10 protein-coding genes are annotated in these 14,118 nt (G+C 34.6%); 6 read left to right on the plus strand and 4 right to left on the minus strand.

Annotated elements, in window-relative coordinates; translation table 11 throughout:
- The first annotated feature begins 116 nt into the window (after positions 1-116).
- Positions 117-1,418 (plus strand): BamA/TamA family outer membrane protein, encoded by a 1,302-nt coding sequence (locus ABD676_RS11545; RefSeq protein ID WP_344674838.1) that lies wholly within the window; start codon positions 117-119, stop codon positions 1,416-1,418.
- 19 nt (positions 1,419-1,437) lie between these two features.
- Positions 1,438-3,537, plus strand: coding sequence for a TonB-dependent receptor (locus ABD676_RS11550; RefSeq protein WP_344674839.1), 2,100 nt, complete (start codon positions 1,438-1,440; stop codon positions 3,535-3,537).
- A gap of 62 nt (positions 3,538-3,599) precedes the next feature.
- On the opposite strand, the gene ABD676_RS11555 is transcribed toward ABD676_RS11550, so the two are convergent.
- Positions 3,600-4,334, minus strand: a complete 735-nt coding sequence (locus ABD676_RS11555; protein ID WP_344674840.1) for an SIMPL domain-containing protein — start codon at positions 4,332-4,334, stop codon at positions 3,600-3,602.
- A gap of 99 nt (positions 4,335-4,433) precedes the next feature.
- On the opposite strand from ABD676_RS11555, the gene ABD676_RS11560 reads away from it, so the two are divergent.
- From ABD676_RS11560 to ABD676_RS11575, 4 genes are all read left to right on the plus strand, one after another.
- Positions 4,434-7,292: an alpha/beta hydrolase family protein gene (locus ABD676_RS11560; RefSeq protein WP_344674841.1), complete on the plus strand. Its 2,859-nt coding sequence runs from the start codon at positions 4,434-4,436 to the stop codon at positions 7,290-7,292.
- Between the two features lie 353 nt (positions 7,293-7,645).
- Positions 7,646-9,835: a glutamine synthetase III family protein gene (locus ABD676_RS11565; RefSeq protein WP_344674842.1), complete on the plus strand. Its 2,190-nt coding sequence runs from the start codon at positions 7,646-7,648 to the stop codon at positions 9,833-9,835.
- Positions 9,836-10,023: 188 nt separating this feature from the next.
- On the plus strand, positions 10,024-10,860 hold the full coding sequence (locus ABD676_RS11570) for an MBL fold metallo-hydrolase (RefSeq protein ID WP_344674843.1): 837 nt from the start codon (positions 10,024-10,026) through the stop codon (positions 10,858-10,860).
- A gap of 11 nt (positions 10,861-10,871) precedes the next feature.
- Positions 10,872-11,849 (plus strand): helix-turn-helix transcriptional regulator, encoded by a 978-nt coding sequence (locus ABD676_RS11575; RefSeq protein ID WP_344674844.1) that lies wholly within the window; start codon positions 10,872-10,874, stop codon positions 11,847-11,849.
- Positions 11,850-11,942: 93 nt separating this feature from the next.
- On the opposite strand, the gene ABD676_RS11580 is transcribed toward ABD676_RS11575, so the two are convergent.
- The 3 genes from ABD676_RS11580 to ABD676_RS11590 all read right to left on the minus strand — a co-directional run bounded on the left by ABD676_RS11580 (position 11,943) and on the right by ABD676_RS11590 (position 14,118).
- Complete coding sequence (locus ABD676_RS11580; RefSeq protein ID WP_344674845.1) at positions 11,943-12,392, minus strand: hypothetical protein; 450 nt, start codon at positions 12,390-12,392, stop codon at positions 11,943-11,945.
- Positions 12,393-12,580: 188 nt separating this feature from the next.
- Positions 12,581-13,330, minus strand: coding sequence for a glucosamine-6-phosphate deaminase (locus tag ABD676_RS11585; protein WP_344674846.1), 750 nt, complete (start codon positions 13,328-13,330; stop codon positions 12,581-12,583).
- Positions 13,331-13,380: 50 nt separating this feature from the next.
- Positions 13,381-14,118 carry a glycoside hydrolase family 16 protein gene (locus tag ABD676_RS11590; protein ID WP_344674847.1) on the minus strand — a complete coding sequence of 246 codons (738 nt, stop codon included), beginning with the start codon at positions 14,116-14,118 and terminating at the stop codon, positions 13,381-13,383.

Here is a 14,118-nt window from a genome sequence, read left to right on the forward strand (position 1 = left end):
AATCCTTTAGCAATTACATGGATTTTCTTCAATTACATGAAATAAATCCTAATTTTAGGGAGAAATTAATATCACCTTGAATATAATAACTTAATATCAGGAACTCTTCACAACATATGGCATTTCGGCACTATTTTCTCCCTTTTCTTATTCTATTATTCAGCAATTCAAATGTTCATGCACAAGTAGAAATTCAAGATACTATTACAACAAAATTAGAAAGGGATACGGTCCATCCTACCCAACAGTTATACGATGTAGTTGATTTATTTAAAGATATTAATCCTTTTAAAAAGAAAAATCAAGGAACTAGTATTAAATCCAATAAACGCTCTGCCATTACTTACCTTCCGAATCTGAATTACAATCCATCTATTGGTGCTCAGATAGGCATTAAGGCAGTTGGTGGTAAAGTTTTAGGTAATCAGCCAAACACTGCCATGTCCATTGCAGCAGCTGCAGTAAGTGCTACAACACGAGGGATTGTTGTTGGCTATCTCATTCATGACATCTATACACCTGGTAACTCTTGGAATATCAAGGGAAATATGATGGTTGCTAAGGCAGTTGGATTAGATTACGGTATGGGGATTGGTGGTACACTGACTAATCCTACCGAGGAGGAGTTGATCATGAACAACCCTGATAGGGCTCGTTATGTGAATAAATTTATGGTGTATTCCGTTAGTGAGCGGGTTTATAAAAATTTATTTCCCGGTGCTTTTGTAGGTGCTGGTTTCTTCTTTGAAATGAAACGAGATTTTCAGACTGTAGGTAGCCAGGAAGGGATGGCACCAGTAGAGATATACAGCCGTTGGAACAACTTTAACCCAAACCGAGTTAATAACAATGGACTTATGCTAAATATGCAGTATATGACAAGGGATAATCCAAATAGTGCATACAAAGGGTACTATGTGGATGTTGTTTTAAGGATGAATCAATCATGGATGGGTAGTGAGCATAATGCCTATCAATTACAAACAGACTTTAGGAAATATTGGCAATTATCAGAAAGTAGGCCGAATCATGTATTGGCATTTTGGAATTTTGGGTCCTATAATTTAGGAGGTACATTACCTTATGTAGATCTTCCAGGCACAGCCAAAGATCCTTATGCTAGAAGTGGTCGTGGATATACGATGGGTTATTTTAAAGGAAAGTCCTTCTTTTATTCTGAACTGGAATATCGCTTTCCTTTAATGAGAAATCAATTTTTAAGTGGAGTTGTCTTTACAAATGTTCAATCGGCAAATGATCAAATGGGCACTAAACTCTTTAAAATTTGGCAACCTGCAGCTGGTGCTGGTTTAAGACTATTATTCAATAAAGCAACCCGAACAAACCTTTGTATTGATTATGCTTTCGGTAAATTCGGACAGCGCGGTCTTTTCCTAGGTCTTAATGAAGCATTCTAAAATATTATTAATCAGACTAATGAAATTTTCTATTAACAGCGCTATTTACTTTACTGCCCTATTTATATTAGTTGGAAATACATTGTTTGCCCAATCTGAGAAATCGACAGATCAAGATAGTAGTATAAATGCCATTTCGCCTATTGATGTAAAGATTTATTTCAATGCACAGCCTACAAAGAATCTGACCAATAGTAGTCGTGTATTAACAAAGCGTTTGTTAGATGCACAAAGCACTTCTACGATAATTTCAGCAATAAATGCTACTCCAGGTGTCCGAATGGAAGAACGCTCTCCAGGAAGCTATAGATTGGCTATGCGCGGAAGTATGATTCGTTCTCCATTCGGAGTTCGAAACACAAAAGTCCATTTGGATGAAGTACCAATGACCGATGCGAGTGGCAATACTTATTTAAATTTGTTGGATCCTATAGGTATACAACAAATTCATATCATGAAAGGTCCAGATGGTTCTTTATTCGGCGCCAATTCTTCAGGAGTGATTCGAATAATACCTAATGGTCTCCAGCAGCCTAGCAATGAGAAATCGCTATTGGTACAGGCTGGTTCTTATGGTCTTTTTCATGAACAATTAACTGTTCAACATCAAGTAAACGAGGCATATAATTTTTCTTTTGACCAAGCATTCCTTCGCTCAGATGGATACCGTGTCCAAAGTGGTTTAAATAAGAAGTTTTTTCAAACAGCTCATCAATGGGCATATAATAATTGTGGAAAACTTAAATTATTTGCCTTATATAGTGACTTAGGCTATGAAACCCCTGGTGGATTAACCCAAGCTCAATATGATGAAGACCCAAGCCAAGCTAGACCTGCAGGAGGTCCTTTTCCTAGTGCAAAGGATCAAAAAGCTGCCATCTATAATAAGACATTTATTGCAGGTCTAACGCATGAATATAATTTTGATTTTGGTTTAAAGCATGTATTTAGTGTATTTGGTACTACCACCGACTTTAAAAATCCTTTTGTGACCAATTATGAGAAAAGAAAAGAGAAAAACATTGGATTAAGAACCTTTTTCTCTTATGATCAGTCCGATCATGAAGCTCTAAATTGGGAGATGCAATTGGGAACGGAAATTCAGAAAGGTTTTTATGGAATAAAAAATCATAAAAATAACCTTGGCGTAATGGGTGTACTCACCGATCATGATTCTTTAACAGCCAATCAAGCTAATATATTTTATCGAGCAAGGGCTTCCTTATATCATAGGTTATTTGTAGAAGCTTCCTTGGGATTGAATTTGAACAGCTATTACTTTAAACGCTTTTATCCTGAACTAAATCCTTCGGAGGGCAACATTCATTTCAAAAACACATGGATGCCACGCATTGGATTATCTTACCAGGCATGGAATAACCTGGCATTTAGAGCATCAATTTCTAAAGGTTATTCCCCACCTACCATTGCTGAAGTCCGTTCATCCGACAACAGTATAAATGAGAATTTGAATCCAGAAACAGGTATTAATTATGAAATAGGAATTCATATGGAGTCCACTGACCGAAGAATTATCGCGGATGTTTCAGCATATCATTACTTATTGACCGATGGTATTATTCGTCAATTGAATGAAGAAGGACAAGAATATTTTGTAAATGCCGGTAAAATAAAGCAGCAAGGTGTTGAAGCTAGTGTTTTGACCCAATTGATTAAACCTACACAGACCTCAGTTTTACAAGGCTTAATTTTCTCTTCTAATTTAACTTATCAAAAGTATCGTTTTGAAGATTATAAAATTGCTGATGAAAATTATGCAGGGAATAAAGTGACTTCCATTCCTGAATGGATTTGGGTCAATACATTGGGCTTTCAGTTTGATCAAGGTATTCAATTCAATGTATTTCACAATTACACCGGAAAAATCCCATTGACAGATGCTAACAATTTTTACGCCAAGTCATATCATTTATTACAAGCTAAGGTATCTTGGAATAAGACATTTGCTGCCAAATATAACGGCAGTATTTTCGTAGGATCTGATAATATCTTAAACCAGAAATATTCCTTAGGTAATGACATCAATGCTATAGGCAATAGATTTTTCAATGCCTCTGCACCTCGTAACTTTTACCTGGGAATGAAGATTAGTATTTAATAATGCTCGTCAATTTGGTCTAAACTAATGGGTTAAGAGTCAAAAGTGAAGATTATTAACTCCTAGTTGGATAAGTAACTGGTTTTGACTGTAATATTAGCTGTTTTACTTCTGGATGTTGTATTGAATGCACCACCATAAGAATACTCTTCATTATCGTTTTGTCCAGTTATTTGGAAAATCCCTAAATCTGCTTTTACCAAGTCACCTAATGAAGAACCGGCCTCTTTAGCTATATTTTCAGCTCTAACTCGTGCATTTTGAGATGCTTGGGATATTAGTTTTAATTTAAGGTCTTCCAATCCAGAGAAATAATAACTAGGCTGATTAGAGCTTAATTCAATACCTTGAGAAATTAAGGCAGAGATTTCACGAGAAGCATTATCTACTTTATTTATTTCTTTGGATTCTACACTTACATTCTGTGATAAACTATAACCAGAGAAAGTACTATAGCTATTACCATTTTGATCGGATTGTGTATTGAACTCTCTGCTGATATTTACAGAATTGAATAGTATTTCTGATTCTTTGATTCCTTGTTTTACAAGAAAATCTCGAACTAGATTTCTATCATTTTTCAATTGCTCAGAAGCTTCGCTTAAGTCCATTGATTTCCTACTATAGGAAGCAGACCATTTTACAATATCCGATTCAAAGTCTGTTTTGGCATTTCCGGTCACATTGATCGTATTTGCATTTTTGTATTTATACTTATATGCATTCGCAAAAACAATAGCAAAAACAATAAATGCTAATCCTGAAATTATACTTATAATAACTCCTGTTGATTTCATAGCGCGTGATTTTGGATATTTATAATAAAAATGTTATAGTTTGTTTAAGCCTAAGTTAAGATTATTTTACCTAATATTGAACCTCCAAACTCATAATTTATGAAACGAAGTTCTAGCATTTTATTAATTAGTTTTTTTGCATTGAATGCAGCATATGCACAAAAAAAACCAATTGACCATTCTGTCTATGACCAATGGAAGTCCATTAGTCGTGCAGAAATCAGTAAATCTGGCAACTTATTGTACTATACCATTAATCCTCAAGAAGGAGATGGAATCGCTATGGTTAAAAACAATAAGGATCAGGTATTGTTTCAAATCCCTCGTGCTACTGACATTAAGTTATCTGAGAATGAGAACTTCTTAATCACAACCGTAAAACCTCTTTTTCAGGATGTAAGACAGGCGAGAATTAAAAAGAAAAGACCAGATGAAATGCCAAAGGATTCCTTGTTTGTTGTTGATATCTTAAAAAATAACATTAAAAAGTATCCGGCATTAAAGTCCTCTCAAATTGCTAGAAAGGTTAATAATTATGTTGCCTTTGTTTCTGAAATTATTGTCCCAATTGCTAAGGACAAAAAAGATGAAGTGGACAGCACAAAAACCACAGATAAGAATGAAAAGGCTGAAACTGATAGTATTAAAGTAAGAAGACCGGTAGCCCGAAAAGAAAGACCGACACCAGTTCTACATATTTTGAATCTTCAAACAGGTGATACAGTTCAAATTCATAAAACAGACAATTATTATTGGAGTGATAATGAAGCCTATTTATTGTACACTAGAAAAGGTGCTGCAAAAGACACCGTAAATGAGGCTGGATTATACATTTATGATGTTGCAAAAAAGACGCATAAGAAAATCAGTAATGGAAAAGGTACTTATAAGTCCTTCCGTTTTGATGACCAAGTTAATCAACTTAGTTTCTTAGCGGATAAATCACCAGAAAAATCTTTGCTTAAGGAATATAAACTATACTACTATACCCCAAGACAGGATACTGCATATATTCTTGTGGATAAGAATAGTAGTGGAATGCCAAAAGACTGGTATGTATCTGGTGACGGAAGTACATCCTTTAGTAAAAGTGGTAAAAGATTATTCTTTGGTTTAGCACCTGTACCACGCGTAAGAGACACAACTTTGGTCGACTTTGAAACAGCTAAGCTAGATATCTGGCATTGGCAGGATGATTATTTGCAGCCAATGCAATTATCAAACCTTAGAAGGGACATGTCAAGAAGTTATACAGCTATGTTAAATTTGGATGGAAATCGTGCTGTTAAACCTTTATCCGATGAAACCTATAATCGTATTAGTCTAACTTCTGACGGCGATTCTGAGTGGGCTTTAGCTACAAGTGACAATCAATATAGAATAGCTTCTCAATGGGATGGTGGTATGAAATCAGATGTATATGTGGTTTCAACTATTACTGGTGAACAACAATTAGTTGCTAAAGCACTGTCTGGTATGGCTTTATTGTCGCCAAACGGACAATATGTTTTGTATTTCAATAGAGAAGAAGCTTCCTGGAATAGTTATAACATTAAAACCAAAGAAACTAAAAAATTAAATGAAGGTATTGAAGTTAGTTTTGTAGATGAGGAAAATGATGTTCCAGCACTTCCGGGTCCTTATGGGATAGCCGGATGGTCGAAAGATGGAAATACCGTATACTTAAATGACCGTTTTGATGTATGGAAAGTAAGTTTGAATGGGAAAGAAAAGAAAATGATCACATTGGGTAAAGGTAGAGAGCAATTAATTAGCTACCGCTATCTTAATGTTTCCAGGGAAGAAGATCCCAGAGATCGTAATACCTATATTGATGAAAAGAAACCAATCTATTTAGCTGGATTTAACAGAACGACTAAAGAAAATGGTTTTTATAAATTAGGTAAAAGAAATATGGATGTGCTTTGGTCTGGTCCATTTACCTACCGTATGTTAAATACTGATGAAAAATTAGATCAAATTATTTATACCAAAGAAGATTATCAAAGTTCACCAGATTTATACTTACGTAGTAACTTGACAAAAGAAACTAGACTAAGTAATATCAATCCGCAACAAGCTAATTATAATTGGGGAACAGCCGAATTAGTGAAATGGACTACTCCAAAAGGTCATCAAGCTGAAGGAATTTTATATAAACCAGAAAACTTTGATCCAAATAAGAAGTATCCAATTATTGCATATTTCTATGAGTTATTAAGTGATGGTCTTTATACCTATCAGGCCCCTGCTCCTACGCCATCAAGATTAAATATTCCATATTTTGTAAGTAATGAATATTTGGTGTTTGCACCAGATATCCGTTATGAGACTGGATATCCTGGACGTTCAGCTGAAGAGTACATCAATTCAGGCATGCAATATCTTGCACGTAATAATAATTGGGTTGATTCTACTAAAATGGGTATCCAAGGACAAAGCTGGGGTGGTTATCAAGTGGCACATCTTATTACAAGAACCAACATGTATGCAGCAGCTTGGGCTGGTGCTCCGGTTGTGAATATGACATCCGCGTATGGTGGTATCCGTTGGGGTACAGGAATGTCTAGACAGTTTCAGTATGAAAATACGCAAAGTAGAATTGGTAAACCTTTATGGGACGCATTAGATCTGTATATTGAGAATTCACCTTTATTTTTTATGGATCGCGTAAATACACCAGTAGCTATTATGAGTAATGATAATGATGGTGCAGTGCCTTGGTATCAAGGAATTGAATTCTTTACGGCATTGAGACGCTTAAATAAACCAGTTTGGTTGCTGAACTACAATGGTGATGACCACAATTTAATTCAAAGACAAAACAGAAAAGACATACAAATTCGCGAAGCACAATTTTTTGACCATTTCCTAAAAGGAGCTCCTGCTGCCAATTGGATCAAGAAAGGTGTAAAAGCGACAGAGAAAGGTATTGACTGGGGATTAGAAGTCAACTAAAAAACCTATTTATCAAAATTGCTAAGGCGGACTAAATAACAGTCCGCCTTTTTTCATTCCAAAGATCAGAATTATATAATTTCAATACCAAACCCTATAATTTCATACTATTGTAAAACAAAAGCTGTAAATCATATCAAAATATTCATAAAAGAATCAAATTACACATGTTAAAAACTATTTTCATCTATAATTTTTATTAAAAACTATACTTTTTTGAAATGAAATGTTAAAATTTTATATTTTTTCATCAAAAATTAGTTTGAAATAATTTTTTTACAGTATTTTTGAATCAGTTTTTAAACAAAACGGAAAAAATAGAGTTTAATTTTGCATTAACTTCAACAACCAATATGTCAAACTCCAGATTTGCAGCCGTAGAAGCAGCAACCAAACATCACTTCAATGTAACTAATGCAGTAAAATCAGAAAGAGCCATTGAGATTTATGGCAAAAATGTTTTTACGCCATCCAAAATGAGGTATTATTTACCGAAGCCAACTTTTAAAGAATTAGAAAGCGCCATTGATGGTGGCAATAAAATCAGCAGAGAAATGGCTGACTTCATTGCTCAAGCCATGAAAGCTTGGGCTATTGAAAATGGAGTAACTCACTACACCCACTGGTTCCAACCTTTAACTGGATCTACTGCCGAAAAGCACGATGCTTTCTTTGAACCAGATATGGATGGTAGTGCAATTGAGAAATTTAATGCAGATGCACTTGTTCAGCAAGAACCAGATGCATCATCTTTTCCAAATGGTGGAATTCGTAATACGTTTGAAGCTCGTGGCTATACTGCTTGGGATCCTTCTTCCCCTGCTTTCATTTTTGAAACTGCAGCTGGTAAAACCTTATGTATTCCTACTGTCTTTGTTTCTTATACTGGAGAATCATTAGATTATAAAGCTCCTTTATTAAAAGCAATCGCAACGATTGACAAAGCAGCTACTGAGGTTGCTCAATACTTTGATAAAGCTGTTACAAAGGTATCTGGGTCCTTAGGTATTGAACAAGAATACTTTTTAGTGGACTTATCTTTATACAACGCACGTCCAGATTTACAATTGACTGGTCGTACTTTATTTGGACATATGTCCGCTAAAGGCCAGCAATTGGAAGATCATTATTTTGGTGCCATTCCAGAGCGCGTATTGGCGTATATGGTTGATCTTGAAAATGAAGCTTTAAAACTTGGTATTCCATTAAAAACTCGTCATAATGAGGTTGCTCCTTCTCAATTTGAATGTGCACCAATGTTTGAAGAAATTAACCTTGCGATCGATCACAATCAATTGTTGATGAATGTGATGGAACAAGTTGCTATAAAACATAATTTCAAGGTATTATTACACGAGAAGCCTTATTCTGGTGTAAATGGATCTGGAAAACATAACAACTGGTCCCTTATTACCAATACTGGTGTTAATTTGCTTTCTCCTGGTAAAACTCCAAAAAACAATTTGATGTTCTTGACTTTCTTTGTAAATACAATTAAAGCCGTATTTGAGCATGCAGATTTATTAAGAGCCTCTATTGCTAGTCACTCAAACGATCACCGTCTAGGAGCTAATGAAGCTCCTCCTGCTATTATCTCCATTTTCTTAGGTTCTCAATTGGATGAAATCTTGGAAGAAGTTGAATCTGCAAGAGTGGCTAAGAAGGTAAAAGCTGATGCTAACTTATGGCATGGCATTCCTAAGATTCCAGATTTGAAATTAGATAATACAGACCGTAATAGAACTTCACCTTTTGCCTTTACAGGTAATAAGTTTGAATTCCGTGCTGTTGGTTCTTCCGCGAACTCGGCATTACCAATGACGATCTTAAATGCGATTGTTGCCAATCAATTAATCGAATTTAAAATAGAAGTTGATAAACAAATCAAAAAGGGAATTAAGAAAGACCTAGCTATTTTAAACGTAGTTCGTAAATACATTAAGGACTCTAAAGCGATTCGATTTGAAGGTAATGGTTATAGTGAAGAATGGGAGAAAGAAGCCGCTGTAAGAGGATTATCTAACATAAAATCTACTCCAAAAGCTTTAGATGTTTATGTAACTGAAGAATCGCTTACCTTATTTGAAAACTTAGGAATTTTTAATAGACGTGAATCAGAAGCTAGACATGAGATTCTTTTAGAAAACTTCTTCAAGAAATTACAAATTGAAGCTCGTGTTATCGGTGATGTAGTTACCAGTCAAATTGCTCCTGCTTGTATCATTTACCAAAATGAATTAATTCAAAATGTTAAAGGATTAAAAGAAATTGGATTAGGTATTGAATCTTATAGCTCACAATTGAATTATATTGAGCGTATCTCCAAACACATTAACTTGATCTTAGAGAAAGCTGAAGAAATGCGTCAGGCGCGTAAAAAAGCAAATAGTGTAGAAGATATGCGTGAGCGAGCAATTATGTACGATGAGATCGTTAAGCCTTTCTTTGACGAGATTAGATACCACGTTAATAAATTGGAGAAAATTGTTGATGATTCGAAATGGCCATTGCCTAAATTACGTGAATTATTGTTCATTCATTAATAAGATTAATAACTCAATAAATAAAGAATCCCTTAGTAGACCTAAGGGATTCTTTATTTTCCAATAATTTCAATTTAAAAAAACAAAAACCAATTGAGTGATTAGTTTTAATCAATTAATATTTGCCACTCCAAACATAAAACCTCAAATTTATAGAACTAAAATTTAAGGCTGTAAATATAACAAGCATGAAACTACATAGTATTGATACTGGATTTTTCAAATTAGATGGAGGCGCTATGTTTGGTGTTGTTCCAAAATCAATTTGGCAAAAAACCAATACTGCAGATGATAAAAATTTATGTACTTGGGCAACTAGATTGCTGTTAATCGAGGATTCTAATCGATTAACACTTGTTGATACAGCCTTAGGCGATAAACAAGATGATAAATTTTTCAGTCATTATTTCCTTCATGGTGATGATAGTTTAGATAAATCATTAAAAAAACTAGGATTCCAAAGAGATGATATTACGGATGTAATCTTAACCCATTTACATTTTGATCATTGTGGAGGAGCAATTATACGCGAAGGGGACAGACTTAGTCCGGCATTTAAAAATGCACATTTCTGGTCTAATGAGAAACATTGGAACTGGGCTACCAATCCAAACCCAAGAGAGAAAGCATCATTTTTAAAAGAGAATATCCTTCCAATTCAAGAGAGCGGACAATTAAACTTTATAGCTGAGGAAAATCCCGTATTTGATAAACACATAAAAATGCGTTTTGCAAATGGTCATACCGAATCTATGATGCTGCCTCAAATAACTTACAAAGATAAAACCATCCTCTATATGGCTGACCTCTTGCCATCAGTTGGTCATATCCCAATTGCATATGTTATGAGTTATGACGTTAGGCCATTAGTAACCATGCAGGAACGTCAGGATTATTGGAAAGAGATTGTAGATGGAGAGTATATATTATTCTTAGAACACGACCCTGTATATGAATGTTGCACATTGCAATACACCGAGAAAGGAATTCGACTTAAAGACACTTTCAAACTTGCCGATATTTAATCATAATAATTATGTCTGTTGATATAAAGAAAAGATTTGATCGCATAGTTGATATACTTATTCAATTACAATCCAAAAAGATTGTCAAAGCGCAAGATTTAGCTGATCGTTTTGAAGTAAGTATTCGCACTATTTACCGAGATATTAAAAGCTTAGAACAAGCTGGGGTACCATTAATTGGTGAAGCCGGGAATGGCTATTCCATTATGGATGGATATAGGCTCCCTCCTGTCAGTTTCACTCGAGATGAGGCATTAACTTTTGTTGCATTAGAAAAACTTGCTGAAAAATACCTGGATAAAGAAAGCAATAAGCAAATCCATTCAGCTATGTTGAAGATCAAGGCTATTTTAAAAAGCAATGATCAAGATATGGTTCATAGTATGCAAGATCAAATTATTATGAGAAAACAGAACTCTCCATTATTTCTCGATCAAGCTCCGGAAGTTTTAAGTCATGCTTTAAATGCGATTGCTCATCAAAAGCAAATGGAGATATCCTATCAAGGTATACATGACGATATTGCTCAAAATAGAATAGTGGAACCCATAGGGATTGTTCATGAGATAGGCTACTGGTATATCGTTGCATACTGTCTTAAGCGTAGTGATTTTAGACAATTTCGAAGTGACCGAATCATTCACGCCGAATTGTTAGATTTACCATTCTTAAACGCTCATCCTTCTATTGATGAATATATAAAACAACATCCACCAATAGATTATCCGAAAACAAAAGTTGTTATTGCAGTCAATAGAGATTTTGCACCCTATATCCGTTGGCAAAGGAATCACTATGGATTTACTAAGGAAGAGATTATCAACGATAGAATTATCATGCATTTTGAATCTAGGGATGTCAATCAAGAATTCCCCCGATGGTTAATGATGTTTGCAGACCATATCGAGGTTATAGAACCTGAAAATATGCGTCAGACAATGCAAAACCTGATATTTGCTATGGGCAAAAACATGTCAGTAAATTTATAGGGTTTACTAATCATCAAAAAAATAAAGGCTGTCAGAAAATCCGACAGCCTTAAAAATTACCTGATAAATAGATAATTAGATATAATAGATTGGTTAAATCCGATAACAATCACGCATAATAAAATATAGTTTTTCTGCTTTATTTAATTTTTGTAGACTTAATGGACTAAACAAAACCACACGACCATTAAAATCAAAACTTTCACCATCAAAGGAAACTTTCCAATTTTCTGCAGTATAAGGGTTAGCACAGACAGCACCCTCTAATACAACCATATATTCCCTTCTTTTTTTCAAAAGATCACAATTAAAAACAATAATGTTTTCTTGGTGATTCTGAAGAATTTTGAACAAATGCTTTGGACTCTTTACTTCATCAATTTCTATGGCCACTTCATATTCCTCCACCAAACTTTTGCAAATAACTTCTTGTTGTTTATCAGTTATTTCCACTTGTAGAAAAGCCCTATTACTCAATTGAACATTACGCAGTGCTTGGCTAATAAAAAAAGATTTCGGTTGACTCGCTTCTAAAGTATTCATGGCTGAATGATTCCTAAAACGAAAGCAAGTTAGGCAGAGTTTAATGCAATAACTTACGGGAAGCCGTAAGTTTATCTGAATAACATTAATTATTTATTTTTTTTGGGGAAGTATTTGAAAATAGAAAAACGGCATATTATAGTATTAAATATGCCGTTTCAGGTTAAGCGATTCCCTCAATATCTTTTCTAATCCATTAAAGCATAAGCATCTTTGTCAAAGAAAAAACTACAACTATCGTGTAAAGGAAGAATACTAGATGGCCATTCAACTGTCAATTTACCTGCAAATGTGTGCTTAACTGCTTCTGCCTTATTTTTCCCAGATACTATACAAAACAAATGTTTAGCACGCATGATCGTTGGGATTGTTAAAGTCAAAGCTCTGGAAGGAACCAAATCAATGCTCGAAAAACAATTATCATTGACTTGCTGTTGTTTGCATACCTCATCCAACTGAACGGCTTTAATAGTTAAAGGATCATTAAAATCAGCTACCGGTGGATCATTAAATGCGATATGTCCATTTTGACCTATCCCTAGCACAACAGCATCTATTTCTTGTCCTTCAAGTTTATTGCTAATTCGTACTAATTCTTCTTTTTCACCATTACTCGGTGATATAAGGTTAACCTCTTTAAAATCTACCTTAGAAAACAAATTCTCTTGTAAGTAAGTAGAGAATGATTGTTTCGAATTTTTAGGCAAGCCGATATATTCATCCATATTAAAGGCAATTATCCGATTCCATGGAATCTTTGCAGAATTACACAAATAAGCCAACGTATCATTCTGTGAAGGAGCAGCTGCAAAAATCATTCGAATTTCTTCTTTTGTCTTTAGTAACTTTAGAATACACGATTCAATTGCTTTTCCGGCAGCCAATCCAGCTTCTTCTTTACGCTCAAATACAGATACCTTCTGTTCTTTTACATCCATACAATTTTTATTAATAGATTTAGTTGTGATGAATAAATAAATGATTAAGATTATTTTTCAAATTTGACACTGTCAATTACAATTTCTTGTTCTTTTAAATCAGATGGAATTTGTCCTTTATAAAGCCAAAGATTCAACCTTAGACGTTCTGTAAGTGCAGAAGGAACATCTACTCCGGTATAATTCCATTGAGCAAACTCTTCCCCACCTGCTGTGTTTTTACCACTGAAAAAATGAATTGCATTACTACTCCAGTCAAATGAATGTATGGTAGGTCCAGCATTGGCAGGAATATCGAAACGCTTGACATTCCCAGTCTTTGAAGATGGTTGAACCGCAAATTGTGCATTCATATTCTGCTCCAAGGACCATTTAGAAAATTCAACATCTATTTCTTGTGTATCATCATAATAAGTAAATAGCCCCGCGACAACATTCTTATCTAACTTCGTAACATCAGAATTCACGTAAAAAGTATACTTACCATGACCAAAACTGTTTTTGGAAAATACACCAGCGCAATACCAGTTCCCACCACGTTGTGTAATTTTCAAATGCAATTTTCCATTATCATCAACCCAAACATTTTCCTCTGAGTCTGAAAAGTAATTAGGTCCAGGTCCTTGTTTAGCATTTGGATTTGTTCTAACAATCCAATCTAATCCAGAGAATTTAATAACTCGATCAATAGGCTTTGGTTCAGGCATATCAGCAGGTGTGGTACCACAATTCAAAAATAGAATAATGGTAGATGCATAAAACATTTTATATAATTTAAGCTTTGCCAT

Source organism: Sphingobacterium kyonggiense (genome assembly GCF_039536825.1).
Lineage (GTDB): Bacteria > Bacteroidota > Bacteroidia > Sphingobacteriales > Sphingobacteriaceae > Sphingobacterium > Sphingobacterium kyonggiense.